A 15,189-nucleotide genomic window follows, 5' to 3' on the forward strand; every position below is an offset into this window, starting at 1 on the left:
AAAATCATGAAAAAAAATACTTTGCCTACACTAATTATTTTATTACTCTGTTTTTTTTCAGGGCAATTAAATGCTCAAGATGGTTATACCTACACATTAGTAGATAATGGGGCCCTTAGCTTTTCTATAGCTGCTGTGCCAAATGCAAGTGCATCAAACTTTGCTTCCTCGGTGCAGAGTTATGGCTTTACTATTATTGTTCCCGATGGCGTAACATTAGGTATCACTTCCTCACTAGGAAGTTCAGCATCTCACACCTTTTTCGATGGGACCGCTGTTGGAATGCCAACTATTGATGGGTATTTAATAACTGAAGTTTTAGGGAGTCCAGCTGCATTACCAGCACCTTCTGCAGGAACTACCACAACTGTGGTAACTATTCAAGTATCTGGATCACCTACAACAGGTATGATGTATCTTTTAGCTAACAACTCTGCTTTAGCTACGACAGTAACACCTTTAAAAAGTTTTATGCAAGCAGATATGGTAGATGATGCAATGGTGGCATTTACAAATGTTGTAGACCCGAATGCTAGTGGTTTGTCTGGAACACTCTCTCATATGTTTACTACATTAAGTACACCGACTTCAGAATTAGTAGGTTACTCAATTTCTCCTAATCCAGCAACAGATGTTGTTAATATTACAGGCTTAGAGAATGACTTAACAAGTATCGAGATCTATAATGTTACAGGACAAAAAGTATTAACAGCGACAAATAATTTAGAGTCTTTTAATGTTAGTGCATTTCAAACAGGCGTTTACTTTGTTCAATTAAATACAGAAACGGCAAGCAAAACAATTAAATTAGTTAAAAAGGATTAATCTTTAAATTAACTAGTGCTAATTTTAATTAGTAGTTATTTAGGACAAAAAAACCTATCAATTTTTTAGTTGATAGGTTTTTTTTACAGTAATTTTAATACAAAAAAAACCTGCCGAAGATTATACTTGGCAGGTTTTTGAGTGTTGTATTAGATTTAATCTCTAAAAATAGTTTGTTTTCTATCTGGTCCAACAGAAACAATTGTAATAGGAATTTCCAATTCCTTTTCAAGGAAATCTATATAATCGTTTAATTCTTTTGGTAGTTGCGAATAGTCGTTCATTTTAGTTAAGTCTTCCTTCCAGCCTTTAAAATCTGTGTAGATTGGCTCTACATTCTCAGGTTCGATGTTAAACGGTAAATGTTCGATTGTTTCTCCTTTATATTTGTAGGCAGTAGCAACTTTTAAGGTTTTAAAACCAGAAAGCACATCACTTTTCATCATCATTAATTTTGTTACACCATTAACGCGACAGGTGTATTTTAAAGCTACTAAATCTAACCAGCCACAACGTCTTCCTCGACCTGTTACTGCTCCAAATTCTTGACCAACTCTGGCCATTTCTTCACCATCTGCATCAAATAACTCCGTTGGAAAAGGTCCAGAACCCACACGCGTAGTATACGCTTTAAAAATCCCAAAGACTTCTTTTATTTGGTTTGGTGCTATACCTAAACCTGTACAAGCTCCAGCAGCAGTTGTGTTAGAAGAAGTTACAAATGGATACGTTCCAAAATCAATATCCAAAAGCGAACCTTGAGCGCCTTCTGCTAAAATGGTTTTACCATCTTTTAGCGCTTGGTGTAAATAAGCTTCACTATCTATAAATTGTAATTCTTTTAATCTTTCTATAGACTCGAAAAATTCAACTTCCATTTCTGCTAAATCGTATTGTACATCGACGTTGTAGAAAGCAATCATAGCTTCATGCTTATTAGCTAAAGCTCTGTATTTTTCTTTCCAGCCTGTCATCTCTAAATCACCAACACGAATTCCATTTCTACCTGTTTTGTCCATGTATGTTGGACCAATACCTTTTAGTGTAGAGCCAATTTTAGCTTTGCCTTTTGAGGCTTCACTTGCAGCATCTAATAAACGATGCGTTGGTAGAATTAAATGTGCTTTGCGCGATACAATTAGACGTGCTTTGTAGTCTATCTCAAAGGGATCTAAACCTTCTAGTTCTTTTATAAAAACTACCGGATCGACAACAACGCCATTTCCAATAACATTCATAGATTCTTTATGAAAAATTCCAGAAGGAATTGTTCTAAGTACGTGTTTTATGCCATCAAATTTAAGTGTATGCCCTGCATTTGGACCACCTTGAAAGCGTGCAATAATATTGTATTTTGAGGTTAATACATCGACAATTTTTCCTTTGCCTTCGTCTCCCCATTGTAAACCTAGTAGTAAATCTACTGCCATAGTAGTTAGTTGTTTTTAGTTGATTTTCGGTTACCGTAAAAATATAGTGAGTGGTTAGTGATTTCGATATCAAAAACCTCTTCGATTGTTTTTTTTATAGATTGAATTCTTGGATCGCAAAACTCGATAACCTCACCGGTGTCTGTTAAAATAACATGATCGTGTTGTTTATCGAAATAAGACTTTTCGTAGTGTGCTTGGTTTTTTCCAAATTGGTGCTTACGCACCAAACCACAGTCTAGAAGTAATTCTATAGTATTGTAAAGTGTTGCGCGACTTACTCGGTATTTTTTATTCTTCATACTTAAGTACAAAGATTCAATATCAAAATGTTCTTTGTTATTGTAGATTTCTTGAAGTATAGCGTAACGTTCTGGTGTCTTTCTGTGACCATTACCTTCTAAAAAAGATGTAAAAACATTTTTTACAATCTCTTGATTTTTTGTATCTGTATTTGCGCTCATAGTCTAAGCGACAAATTTACATCTTTTTTTGAGGTAATTCTATGATTTTAAGAGATAGAATAACGTGTTATCAAGCAGTTATTAACAAGCTGGAAATAGAACTCATTTTAACATTTTATATCTTAGAGGAAATCGGGAATTTAGAAGTTAAAGGAAAGCGTTTTTTTTGTTGTATAGTTGATGAAAATGACAAGATTTTTGTTTAAATGAGCGCATTAAATCCTTGTGACCTTTTCGATACCATTAATCTTTTTTAAATTATCTATTAGTTTTTTAAGCAAGGTTTTGTTTTTTACACTTACATTAATTTTGCCGGTGAAAACTCCATCGTGACTTTGAAAACTAATACTAGACATGTTAACATGCATGTTTTCTGAAATAACCTTAGTAATATCGTTTACTAAACCTAAATTATCAATACCGGAGAGTCTTATATTTGTAAGGTATTCTTGTTTTGAGGAGTCAATCCATTTCGCTTGCATAATCCTGTAAGCATAATTGGATTGCATGCTTAGTGCATTTGGGCAGTTTTTTTTATGCACTTTTATACCATCATTAATGGTTAAAAAACCAAATACGGAATCTCCCGGAATGGGATTACAACAGGTTGCTAATATGTAATCTAAAGTTTCTTCCTCTTTTCCAAAAACCAACATGTCGTAGCTGCTGGTAATTTCATCTTTTTCAATGTCTTCTTTTGAAATCGAATTTTTCCGATTCATTTTATTCTTAATAAAACTAACTAAAGCGTTGCTGCGAGAAGCAGCATAGTCTTTAAGCATGGGATTGCTTATGGCGCCAATACCAACACGGTAGAATAAGTCTAAACTAGTTTTAAGTTTAAAGTAATTAACCATTTCGTTAACTGCTTTTTCATTAAGTACGATTTTAATCTGTTTTAATTTTCTACGTAAAATCTCTTTACCATCTTCGGCAATACGTTTTTCGTCTTCACGTAACAACGATTTTATTTTTCCGCGGGCACGAGATGTTGTAGCATAATCTAACCAGTTAGGATTTGGTTTTACATTTTCGCTAGTTAAAATATCTACTTGATCTCCACTATTAAGTTCATGACTTAAAGGCACTAATTTTCCGTTAACCTTTGCGCCTCTAGTTTTCATGCCAACTTCTGTATGAATGCTAAAAGCAAAGTCTAATGGTGTTGCGCCTTTTGGTAATGATTTTAAGTCTCCTTTTGGAGTAAAAACAAATATTTCTTTAGAGTAGAGGTTAAGCTTAAATTGCTCAACAAAATCTACGGCATTAGTAGAGTGATTTTCTAGAGCTTCTTGGAGTCTATTAATCCACATGTCGAGATTATCCTCTTTGTTGTCGTTGTTTTTGTATTTATAGTGTGCAGCATAACCTTTTTCTGCAATCTCGTTCATGCGCTCACTCCTGATTTGTACTTCTACCCAACGCCCTTTAGGGCCCATTACAGTAATATGAAGCGCTTCGTAACCAGTAGATTTTGGAGAAGATATCCAATCTCGTAATCGTGTTGGATTTGGTCTAAAGTGATCTGTAACAACTGAGTATATTTTCCAAGCTAGAAATTTTTCATTATCCTTATCAGATTTATAGATAATTCTAACGGCAAATTTATCATACACTTCATCATAAGAAACGCCTTGTTTTTCCATTTTTCGTTTTATAGAAAAAATTGATTTTGGACGTCCTTTTATTTCGTAATTTAATTTTTCTTTATCTAAAGAAGTTTTTATAACGCTATTAAATTCCTGAATATAAACATCTTGGTCTTGCTTACTTTCTTTAGTTTTAAATAGAATGTCGTTGTAGATTTCTGGTTCGGTGTATTTTAAACTTAAATCTTCGAGTTCTGTTTTAATGTTATATAATCCAATTCTATGTGCCAATGGAGCATAAATGTAGAGCGTTTCGCTTGCAATTTTCTCCTGCTTATCCGGACGCATAGAATCCATGGTTTGCATGTTGTGGAGTCTGTCGGCAATTTTAATAATAATAACACGAACATCATCATTAAGTGTGAGTAGCATTTTTCTAAAATTCTCTGCTTGAAGCGACACATCCATGTCTTTCTCCTTACTCATTGAAGAAATTTTGGTTAAACCATCTACAATTTTCGCAACAGTTTCACCAAATAACTCTTCTATGTCCTTTACTGTATAGTTGTCACTATCTTCAACAACATCGTGAAGTAGAGCAGCAGCAATAGAAGTCGCATCCAATCCAATTTCTGAAGCCACAATGCGCGCGACAGCAATAGGATGAAATATATAAGCTTCTCCACTTTTTCGGCGTTGCGTTTTATGTGCATCAACAGCAACTTCAAAAGCTTTACGAATTAGTTTCTTGTCGTCCTTAGATAACGACGTATAACTAACCTTTAATAGATCTTTATAAGCTTTTGTAATTTGCGCATTTTCTTTTTCAATTTCTACTTCAGTCATAGAATTAAAAATAAGAATTAAATATGAATGCGCAAGCAGTTTTTTTTCATTTTTTATATGAAGAAATAAAGCTTCGTTAAATAGAGGTTAAATTAAATTAATCTTCTTTGTAAACTTCTAGATTTAAACCTAAGCCGTAATTGTTTAAGCCCGCTTTAAGTAAGTTAGATTTTTTGATGTTTTGTTTATCGAAAAGTGTCCATTGTCCACCATTTAAGAAAATACGTCTTACAAAAGTTCTTTTTTCAAGAATCTTGTCAGTAAAAGGTAAGAGTGGTCTAAACGTAGTTGAGACTTTTACAATGCCGCGTTTAGTTTTAATTTCTTGATACTTTTTATTAGGAAGGAGTTTGCCGTTTTTATCTGTGTAACCAAGAACTTGTAGCGAAATAAACAAACCATTTTTAGGCATATAAATATCGTGTTCGGTAACATCTAATTCTAAAATTCTATCGTTTTTTTCGTTAGCAATAAAAACCACATTATCATAGGTTAAAACATCACCTGGTAAACCATTATTGTTTTTATAAAAATTAACTTTTAATAATGTTGAAAAAGGTCTTTTATTAGCCGTCTTTCTTTTACGTTTCTTCCAATCTTTGGCTTCTACTTTTATGGGAATTTGTAAACTAGAAAGGCGTTGCGTTTTTGTGGAACTATTAGGAAAATATACTGCTATTTCACTTTCTATTGTTGGTAGCCAACATTTATAATAATCTTCGTGAACAGTAGGTTTTATTTTTTCAATTTTAAATTTACCTCTTGGCTTGCTTAAAAAGACTTCATCAAGTCTATTTATGCTAGGTTTCATAACAATTGTATCGGCTAGACCTTGAGTTGCTATTTTTAAATTAGTAAAACCAATAGCAGAAATAAATAGTGAATCGATATCCTTATATAGTTTTTTTGTGAAGTAAAACCTGCCTGAATCATCTGCGAAAAGTCCGTTACCATTGCCAAAAGATACTGTTGCATAAGAAACAGGTTCTTCAGTTTCTGAAACTATAGTTGTGTTTTGTGCAACGCTAAAAATCGAAACGCAAAGTAGGAGAACTAAAAATAGATATTTTTTAAGCATGGTCTAATGTAAATATTATACTATAATAACTCAATTTTTATTCCAATATTTTAGATATATAATAATCTTCTCATTTAACAAAGTTAATAACCTTATTTTGAAGCTTCAATCCAAGTGTTAATTTTAGTTTCTAGTAGCGCTAATGGTACGCAACCAGATTCTAATACTTGATTATGAAATTGAGCGATATTAAATTTGTTTCCTAAAGTTTTCTCAGCTTTAGCACGTAGTTCTCTAATTTTTAGTTGTCCTATTTTATAAGATAGTGCTTGACCTGGATTAGCCATATAGCGTTCAATTTCAGAAATAATGCTTGCTTCACTTTCTGCTTCGTGTTCTAATGAGTATGTAATAGCACGTTCTCTTGTCCAGCCTTTAGTGTGCATCCCAGTGTCTACAACTAAACGGATAGCGCGATGCATTTCCATTCCTAGCATTCCAAAATATTGATATGGATCGGTGTATAAGCCAAGTTCTTTACCTAAAGACTCGCTGTATAAAGCCCAACCTTCTCCATAAGCACTATACCAGAGTGTTTTTCTGAATTTTGGTAAATCTACATCTTCTTGTTGTAATGATACTTGGTAATGATGACCTGGTATTGCTTCATGTAAAAATAAGGCTTCGTCGCTAAACACATTATATTTTGTAGCATCTGGAATTGGCGTGTAAAAAATGCCAGGACGCGTGCCGTCTAGAGAACCAGGGTTGTATTCTGCACTTGCAGAAGTTTCTCTAAACTTTTCTGTTTGTCTTACTTCAAAACTTGTTTTTGGTTTTACATCGAATAGTTTTTCAATTTGAGGTTTCATGGTTTCATGAATAGCATTAAAGTTGTCTATAATCTCCTTCGGTGTTTTGTATGGCTTTAATTCTTTATTATTTCTTACATAGTCAAAAAACGAAATAATATCCTCTTTATATCCTACTTGGGTTTTTACTTTTTCCATTTCTGCAAGAATACGTTTTACTTCTTTTAATCCAAGATTGTGTATCTCGTCTGCAGTCATTTCTGTAGTAGTATATAGCTTAATTTGATGTTTGTAGTATGCTTTTCCGTTTGGTGTGTCATCAATACCGGAGGTTGTTCTTCCGGCTTTCATATAATCACCATTCATAAAATTGAAAAGTGAAGCATAAGCAGGAATCACTTTCTTTTCAACCATATCTGTATAGGCTTCTGTTAAACGTGCTTTATCTTCATCTGAAAAATCTTTAGGTAATTTTTTAATTGGCGTATAGAATAAATGATCTTCTAATGTCGTCTCTGCAATTGTTTTTAATTGCGGGACAACTTTAACAATTAGGCTTTTTGGTAATACGTGTTTAGCGCTAATACCTTCTTTCATTTTTGCTTCTGCACTAGCTACCCATTCTAAATATTGGTCTACACGTTGTAGCCAATTATCATAATCCTCAACTGTTTTAAAAGGTTGTGAGCTTGCGCCACTTGCTAATTGACCCATTGTTAATTGCTTGGTCCACATTTGATTAATAGGCGTTAAACCTTCATTGAAATCGAAGCGCTCTAAATTAATATCGCAATCCCAAATTAATATAGCACGACTTAGTTGCTCCGTTTTATTTAACGAAGTATTACTATAGGATTCTGCCTTAGTTTTAAAGTCTGTATAATATGCTTTTTCTTTTGTTGTAAATTCGACAGTTAAAGTATTTGGTAAGCTATTATTGTACCTGTTGTCTCCTGCAGAAGTCGCATTTAACGGATTCAGTTTTAATCCTTCCTCATAAAAATCATCTAGCATAGTGCTGAATTCTGTGTTTTTTTCTGAAGTTGTTTTGGTATTTGTTTCTGAAGGTTTATCGTTTTTACATGACGTAAAAAGAGTAATCATGCAAAAAATGGCTAAATAGTGTTTCATTTTATGATTTTAGATATGAAACACTAAAATACAGATTTATAGCCAAATTTAGATGGAAGTTTATGAGTTAACTTATTTTATTTAAAAAAAAAATGACCCTAAATTGAAACCTTAAACAAAACCTATCGTTTTTAATATTGAAACCGCTAACCAAACTGAATGTTTAAAATAAGTAACGACATTATAAAAGCCTGTATTAATGGTGAAGAAAAAGCACAAATGCAGTTGTACGATAATTATTGTGATGCGATGTATACTATTGCTTGTCGTTATTTAAACAATGAAGATGCTAAAGATGCCATGCAGGATGGGTTTATAAAGGCATTTTCAAAACTAGAAAGTTATGCTCCAGATTATAGTTTTGGAGCGTGGTTAAAACGTATCATTATTAACCAATGTTTAGATTTTTTACGAAAGATAAATATTGAAACTACTACCTATACTGAGGATAATTTAGAAATAGTTGATGAAGAACATTGGGAATTTGATGACACAATAACCAAAGAAACAATTTTAAAAGCTATTTCAAATTTAAAGGAGCACTATAAACTTATTATCACTTTGTATCTCATTGAAGGATACGATCATGAGGAGATTTCAGAGATATTAAAAATACCAGTAAAAACCTCACGAACACAGTTAAGACGCGCGCGTTTAACATTACAAAACCATTTAAAAGACTACTATAATGAAGCGAGATATTAGAGCGTTATTTAAAGGCGAAGATCTGGGGAATAAAACACTACCAGATAATCATAGAGATGAATTTTTAGAAAAGCTTAAAAAACAGCAAAATACTAACACTAATAATTTCTTTTTTCTAAAGATAGCAGCTGTATTGCTTATCACTTTAACTGTTGGGTATAATGCTTTTTATAAGCAACAAGATGATGAGGATTTAACAATTGTTGCACAGATTGAAGCTATAGAAGGAGAGTATTTAGTGGATATAGAAACCGAGTGGCAAAATTTTATTGCCATTGCAAATGATGAGGTTTTAGTTGCAAGATTTAAGAAAAAGCTAAATGAGTTAGACAAAGATTACCAAGAAATTACTGTAGAGTTTAAAAATGATAAAAAAAGCATTTCAGTTATAGAAATCTTAATAGATAATTTACAAACACGACTTCAAATACTAAAAGATATTCAAAAACACATTAATATAATAAATAAAGAAAACGAACAATATGAAAACACAATTTAAAATTTTAATATTGATGTTTAGCACATCAACATTGTTTTACGCTCAAAATTCACCTGCTTTTCAAATGGACGAAAAGCATACTATTTACAAAGAAAATTTTAAGACTAATGAAAACACAACCTTTGTTTTAAATTTGAAAAATACATCAGCTCAAATATTTGAGTCGCCTGATGATAAAGTATATATTGAGTATACAAAAGAATTCAATAATACTAGAAAAAAAAGAATTAAAAATCAGTTAAAGCATTTAATAGTATTAGGTAAAAAAGAAGGAAATAAAATAACATATTCTGCAAAAATTAGAAATGATATGCATTATAATTTATATGATTTTGAAGAATTTATTTTGAAGCGTTCAGAAAAAGAAAAATATTTAAAAGGTTCTACTACAAAAGTAGTTTTAAGGAAGTCTTTAGATTCTATTTTACATGACATAAAAGCATCAGAATCAATCTACAGGAATAGATTTATTAGTGCTTTAAACAGAAAAACAAGTTATCCAAGATATAAAAAAAACAATCAGTTTACGATTACTAAAATGATTATAAAAATACCTAAAAACATACATGTAAGAGCAACTTTAGAGGGCTCCAATTTAGTTTTCTTTGATGATTTCTTTAATCGTTCAACAATGAATGCTAGAAACTCTAAGTTAAAATTTAAAACACTTAGCAATCCATTAAATATTTTTGATGTTGATAATGGTTATTTTAGAGCTACAGAAGTTGCTAATGGTATTTATAGTTTTGCTAATGTAAAACAAGTAATAATTGGTGAATTAGAGAATGCACAAATAACCTCCGAATTTACTAAGTTAGAAATAGGTGAAATAGGAAGAGGAAATAAAATTATAGATTTTAATAGTAAGTACTATTTATACAATTTCAGAAATGATTTTGGTGATTTTAATATGTATACTGAATACTCTGATATTAATTTATTTTACCCAAAAAACATAAAGTTTTATTTAGAAACTATAGGCTATAATACACTACATAAAAATAAGAGTATAACTACAGAAATTACAGAAAGCTGTAAAAATGAGTCCTCAAAAATGATTGTAATTGGCAAAGAATCAAATCCAAATAAAATTAAGATTAATACCATTCATGGTATTATTAGATTTGGAGAAGGCTTTATAGACCTTGGTGAGTAAATAAATAATTTCTAAAAAAAAACGTTGATATATTAATACCAGCGTTTCTTCTTCTTTTTAGAAGCTTCGCTTTTACGGCCTTTTTTATATTTTGAGCCTTGTTTTTTTAAATTTATTTTGATAAAAGTTATTGAATAATGCAATAGAAGTGCTTTGTTTAATGTTGAAACTAAAGGTTAAGATACATTCAATAAACAAAAAAAACTGCTAATGATTTTTTAGCAGTTTTAGTAGTTGGTAATTTGTGTATTGGTTACTCTTTGTCCAAGTCTTTCGTCTTATTAAAACCTATAAATAAGCCAACTCCAGCCATTAAGAAAATAGTTGCAGGATATACAGCCTCTTCATCTAAAGAAGTATAGCTTTCTAATAAAGATGCTATAAAAACTCCAATACCAATTCCCATAAGTAAAAGTGAAGTATTTAAAATCAATACTTTCCATATTGGTGCTGTTTGTCCTTTTCCTTTCATAAAAATACTAGCATCTACACCTTTTTCAATAAGTGCTAAACGTTCTTTGTTTCTTGTTGAGAAGTATAAGTAGAAAACTCCGAAAACTGCTCCTACTATAACTGGCATAATAACTAATTCTGATCCCATAATTGTTTGTTTTTAATTGATTATTTTTATTTGTTCTTATGTTTAAGACGATAGCTTTTAAATGATGGTTACACTTTTTTCGAAATATTTTTCTCTTATTGATGTAACCAACACCTCTATTGTGTCGTCAAAAGGGCAAATGACAACTAACCAAGACCAAATAATCATCAATAAAATCCTTGATGGCGATACTAAAGCATTTTCAGTGCTCGTGGATCGTTATAAGGGCTTAGTGTTTTCATTAGCGATGCAAATGCTTAAAAACAAGGAAGAAGCAGAAGAGGTGTCGCAAGATAGTTTTATAAAAGTATTTAAGAAACTGGAAAAGTTTAAAGGGGATTCAAAGTTCTCAACTTGGATTTATAGAGTTACTTATAATACTTGTTTAGATAGACTAAAAAGTAACAAACGCATGCTAAACACAGTCGCAATTAATGAGTTTACAGAGCATAATGTGAAAACATTAGATAATGCTTTAAGCCAATTAGAAGCCAAAGAAAGAAAACAAGCCATTCAAGATTGCTTACAATTATTACCAGCTGATGATTGTGCTTTATTAACCTTGTATTATTTTGATGAGCTATCTTTAGAAGAGATTGCGAAAATTATTGGTATTAAAGCGAATAACGTAAAAGTTAAATTATTTAGAAGCCGAAAAAAGCTAACTACCATTTTGCAGAATAAGTTAGAACCAGAAATTATAGAATACTATGAATGAGCAAATAGATAAAAACATAGAAAGATTGACTGATAAGATGATGCAGGAAATGCCAAAAGCATCTCCATCTATAGATTTTACTAGTATCGTAATGTCTCAAGTAGAAGCTTTAGAAAGTAAAGCTGTAATTGCGTATAAGCCATTGATTTCTAAATCCTTTTGGTTTGTTTTATGTTTTCTAATACTTGCAATAACACTCTATTTATTTTTTACTATCAATACAGAACAAACAAGTTTGTTAGCTTCTTTAGATTTTAATAAATTAGTTAATAATAGATTTACAGGTGCTATTTCTAAATTTGAAATACCAAAGACTTTTATGTACGCTATTTTGTTTTTTGGATTGTTGGTATGTGCACAGATTCCTTGGCTTGAAAACTATTTCAATAAACGACTAACACTTTAATACCAACGTTTCTTCTTCTTTTTAGAAGCTTCGCTTTTACGACCTTTTTTATATTTCGAACCTTGTTTTTTATGAACAGGAGCTTTTGCTTTTGGATCTAAAGGATAAGGATGCTCTTCTACTACATCCAACTGTAAATTAATAAGTTGCTGGATATTTTTTATGTATTCTTTTTCATCTGCAGAGCAAAAAGAATAAGCAGTTCCTGTATTTCCAGCTCTTGCCGTTCTACCAATCCTGTGTACATAGGTTTCTGGTATGTTTGGCATATCGAAATTAACGACGGCATCTACATCATCTACATCAATACCACGAGCAGCGACATCTGTTGCTATTAAGATATCTACCTTGTTTTTTTTGAAGTTACTTAAGGCTTCTTGTCTTAAAGTCTGACTTTTATCACCATGAATACTCTCTACTTTATAATTGTTTTTAAGTAGTGTTTGTTCTAATTTATCGACACCATATTTTGTGCGACGGAAAATAATAATGCGACCATTTATTGTGTTTCTAAGTAAATGTAAACACAACTCGATTTTCTGCGGCTTTGGCACATAATATAACGCCTGATTTACATTTTTAGAGGTTGAAGAATTCTGGGAAACTTCAACACGTCTTGGATTGTTTAAAATAGTTTCTGCTAGCTGTTCTACTTTATAAGGCATAGTAGCCGAAAACAGAAGTGTCTGTTTTTCTTCAGGACACAAACGTTCAACTTTCTTTACATCATCAATAAAACCCATATCGAGCATTAAATCTGCTTCGTCCAAAACTAGAGTTTCTATATAATCTAAGTTTATAAAATCTTGTTTATGTAAATCTAGTAGTCGTCCTGGTGTTGCAATTAAAATATCGATACCTTTTTTTAATATATCTTTTTGAGGTTCTATGGAAGCGCCACCAAAAATCACTGCAGATTTTAAGTTCGTGTGTGTAGCATATTCCTCGAAATTCTCCTGAATTTGAATTGCTAATTCACGCGTAGGGCTAATAATTAGTGCACGAATTTTCTTTTGGTTCTTTGCAGAATCTTGTTTATCGTATAATAATTGTAGAATAGGTAAAGCAAAAGCTGCAGTTTTTCCAGTTCCTGTTTGTGCAGAAGCAATTACATCTTTTTTGTCTAAAACCAACGGAATCGTGCGCTCTTGAATAAGTGTTGGGTTATCGTAGCCTTTTTCGGCAATAGCACGAAGTAATGGTCTGTTAAGTTTTAGGTCTTTAAATGACATGCAAAAGTGTTTATTGCAAAGGTAGTTTTATAATTTAACTTTTCGTGACTTCTATTGTATAGGTGGCAACAATATCATTATTAATCTTCAAGTGTACATCGTAAAAACCTTTTCGATTAAATTGGTGTTTAAATGAGGTTATTCCGTTTTCAGATTTAAGATCAAAAATTTTAAAAGCATGTTCATTATTTCCATTGAATTGAACCAATGAGACTTTGTCTTTAGTACTATTTTTTAATGTTTTAAAGCTGAAAGTGATGTGGTCTTGCTTTTGTATTGAAACAGCCATTTTTTCTGGACTTACAGGAACAACTTTATGCTTAAACGTTTCACCGTAAACTAGAGGAGAAGCTATAAAGTCTGATTGTATTAAAGTATCATTTAGCAGCCATTTTTTGTCTAAAGGATAATGGTTTTTTGCAAATAATATGGGCTCTGTTAAAAAGTAGCCTTCATTATATTCATTAATAAAAATGTTGTCGGCAGAGGTATAACCACTAGACCAGGTGGCATCACATAAATACCACTTGTTATCTAGTTTTACAGCATTCCAAGAATGATTAAGCTTATCTAGTTTTTCGATATTAGAGACTATAGAGCGTCCATAACCATCTACTATCTTAGAGTCTATATTAGCAAAAAAGCAAAGTTCTTTTATTAAATAAGCATAACCAGTACACATGGTTTTTTTCTTTTTCACTAAGGTTTTAAATGCAATTTTCTTGTATTCGTTATTCCATTTTAATAACCCAATACTATCATTTTTGTACTTTTTACGCTTTCTACTAACCTTTTCATATTGATAATGATCGCCTTCAATATTATTGCAAACCCAAGTGTAAATGGCTCTAAATTTCTCGACCTTAGTTGGTAATTTATGAGTTAGCTTATGAGCCAATACTGGTAAGTTTTCTAAACTAGCTCCTTTGTTTAACTTCGCAACATTATCGGCAATGGTAAAGTTTACAGCTTTAAAATCTGAAACTTGTGCAATAGTAGTATTAAAGATAAATATGAATAGTAAAAGGAGTGCGTTTCTCATAACGGTGCTGTCTATTTACTTTTATTAGATTTATAAACGCCTTTAACCGCAACTTTTCCCATAATTATAACAGTATCTAATGTCATGTTTATTTTTAGTGCAATGTCTGAAGCTGATGTTTTGTTTTCAATAATTACTTTTTGCGATTCCATACCTATATAACTAAAGACAAGTACATCTCCTTTTTTTAGTTTTTCTGGAAACTCAAAATTGCCATCGAAATCTGTAACTGTACCAAATTCTGTACCGTCTAAAACAACATTAACGCCAGGAATTGGTTCGATATCGTCAGATACATTTCCTTTTACAACAAAGCTGTCTTGAGTTATAGTTGTTGAGATTTGGTTTGAATTAGACTGTGTTCTTGTGTCTTGAGCATGTATTGTTGACATAGAAAACAATGCTAGACATGCTAAGCCAACACCGCTTAAAATACCATATTTTTTAGCCCGTAACGGGTTGTTAAGCTGATTTGATTTAAAGATACCACAAGTATTTTCTGCAGTGTTTAGATTGAAGAATGCCTCAATGTCTTTAGGGCTTTTATTAGTAAAGTCGACAACTTCTTGTTCGCAAGAACCGCAAAAGCCACCGTTTGGAGTTGCTTCAAATTGATTAAAATTTTCCTGGCAAGGTGTTTTAATGTTTAAACTCAATTGATTTTTCATGGCATTAGTTTTTATGTGTTAATATACATCAAACTTACACATCAACT

Annotated in this window: 15 protein-coding genes; 6 read left to right on the forward strand and 9 right to left on the reverse strand. The window is 31.7% G+C overall.

The features are described 5' to 3' along the window. The first annotated feature begins 6 nt into the window (after window positions 1-6). Window positions 7-825, forward strand: coding sequence for a T9SS type A sorting domain-containing protein (locus RH82_RS17550; RefSeq protein ID WP_052158140.1), 819 nt, complete (start codon window positions 7-9; stop codon window positions 823-825). 155 nt (window positions 826-980) lie between these two features. Here RH82_RS17550 and RH82_RS00930 read toward each other — a convergent pair whose 3' ends face one another. The 5 genes from RH82_RS00930 to RH82_RS00950 all read right to left on the reverse strand — a co-directional run bounded on the left by RH82_RS00930 (window position 981) and on the right by RH82_RS00950 (window position 8,115). Beyond that, window positions 981-2,255 carry an adenylosuccinate synthase gene (locus RH82_RS00930; RefSeq protein ID WP_034057314.1) on the reverse strand — a complete coding sequence of 425 codons (1,275 nt, stop codon included), beginning with the start codon at window positions 2,253-2,255 and terminating at the stop codon, window positions 981-983. A 5-nt stretch (window positions 2,256-2,260) separates the two neighbouring features. After that, window positions 2,261-2,719 (reverse strand): Fur family transcriptional regulator, encoded by a 459-nt coding sequence (locus tag RH82_RS00935; RefSeq protein ID WP_034057315.1) that lies wholly within the window; start codon window positions 2,717-2,719, stop codon window positions 2,261-2,263. A 215-nt stretch (window positions 2,720-2,934) separates the two neighbouring features. Beyond that, on the reverse strand, window positions 2,935-5,154 hold the full coding sequence (locus RH82_RS00940; protein ID WP_034057317.1) for a RelA/SpoT family protein: 2,220 nt from the start codon (window positions 5,152-5,154) through the stop codon (window positions 2,935-2,937). A gap of 97 nt (window positions 5,155-5,251) precedes the next feature. Further along, window positions 5,252-6,232, reverse strand: coding sequence for a peptidase associated/transthyretin-like domain-containing protein (locus tag RH82_RS00945; protein ID WP_034057319.1), 981 nt, complete (start codon window positions 6,230-6,232; stop codon window positions 5,252-5,254). A gap of 92 nt (window positions 6,233-6,324) precedes the next feature. Then, window positions 6,325-8,115, reverse strand: a complete 1,791-nt coding sequence (locus RH82_RS00950; RefSeq protein WP_034057320.1) for a DUF885 domain-containing protein — start codon at window positions 8,113-8,115, stop codon at window positions 6,325-6,327. Window positions 8,116-8,274: 159 nt separating this feature from the next. On the opposite strand from RH82_RS00950, the gene RH82_RS00955 reads away from it, so the two are divergent. Genes RH82_RS00955 through RH82_RS00965 form a run of 3 tightly spaced genes read left to right on the forward strand, consistent with a single transcriptional unit; the run spans window position 8,275 to window position 10,475 of the window. After that, window positions 8,275-8,820, forward strand: a complete 546-nt coding sequence (locus RH82_RS00955; protein ID WP_034057322.1) for an RNA polymerase sigma factor — start codon at window positions 8,275-8,277, stop codon at window positions 8,818-8,820. Continuing rightward, entirely contained in the window at window positions 8,804-9,319 is a 516-nt protein-coding gene (locus RH82_RS00960) for a hypothetical protein (protein ID WP_034057324.1), read from the forward strand. The genes RH82_RS00955 and RH82_RS00960 overlap by 17 nt, the downstream gene beginning before the upstream one ends. Then, on the forward strand, window positions 9,303-10,475 hold the full coding sequence (locus RH82_RS00965; RefSeq protein ID WP_034057325.1) for a hypothetical protein: 1,173 nt from the start codon (window positions 9,303-9,305) through the stop codon (window positions 10,473-10,475). The genes RH82_RS00960 and RH82_RS00965 overlap by 17 nt, the downstream gene beginning before the upstream one ends. A 253-nt stretch (window positions 10,476-10,728) precedes the next feature. Here RH82_RS00965 and RH82_RS00970 read toward each other — a convergent pair whose 3' ends face one another. Continuing rightward, the gene (locus RH82_RS00970) at window positions 10,729-11,076 is read right to left on the reverse strand and encodes a DUF6249 domain-containing protein (RefSeq protein ID WP_034057326.1); all 348 of its coding nucleotides are present in this window, start codon (window positions 11,074-11,076) and stop codon (window positions 10,729-10,731) included. 139 nt (window positions 11,077-11,215) lie between these two features. Here RH82_RS00970 and RH82_RS00975 point away from each other — a divergent pair, with 139 nt between their 5' ends. Further along, window positions 11,216-11,794, forward strand: a complete 579-nt coding sequence (locus RH82_RS00975; protein WP_034057689.1) for an RNA polymerase sigma factor — start codon at window positions 11,216-11,218, stop codon at window positions 11,792-11,794. Next, window positions 11,787-12,200 (forward strand): hypothetical protein, encoded by a 414-nt coding sequence (locus tag RH82_RS00980; protein ID WP_034057328.1) that lies wholly within the window; start codon window positions 11,787-11,789, stop codon window positions 12,198-12,200. Before RH82_RS00975 ends, RH82_RS00980 begins: the two co-directional genes overlap by 8 nt. Here the strand turns inward: RH82_RS00980 and RH82_RS00985 are convergent. The 3 genes from RH82_RS00985 to RH82_RS00995 are packed head-to-tail and all read right to left on the reverse strand — an operon-like array spanning window position 12,197 to window position 15,142. Then, the gene (locus RH82_RS00985) at window positions 12,197-13,432 is read right to left on the reverse strand and encodes a DEAD/DEAH box helicase (RefSeq protein ID WP_034057330.1); all 1,236 of its coding nucleotides are present in this window, start codon (window positions 13,430-13,432) and stop codon (window positions 12,197-12,199) included. The genes RH82_RS00980 and RH82_RS00985 overlap by 4 nt on opposite strands. 34 nt (window positions 13,433-13,466) lie before the next feature. Further along, the gene (locus RH82_RS00990) at window positions 13,467-14,474 is read right to left on the reverse strand and encodes a transglutaminase domain-containing protein (protein WP_034057332.1); all 1,008 of its coding nucleotides are present in this window, start codon (window positions 14,472-14,474) and stop codon (window positions 13,467-13,469) included. A gap of 11 nt (window positions 14,475-14,485) precedes the next feature. Continuing rightward, window positions 14,486-15,142, reverse strand: a complete 657-nt coding sequence (locus RH82_RS00995) for a carboxypeptidase-like regulatory domain-containing protein (RefSeq protein ID WP_034057333.1) — start codon at window positions 15,140-15,142, stop codon at window positions 14,486-14,488. Window positions 15,143-15,189: the final 47 nt, after the last annotated feature.

Origin of the sequence: Lacinutrix jangbogonensis (assembly GCF_000797445.1) — a bacterium.
GTDB lineage: Bacteria > Bacteroidota > Bacteroidia > Flavobacteriales > Flavobacteriaceae > Lacinutrix > Lacinutrix jangbogonensis.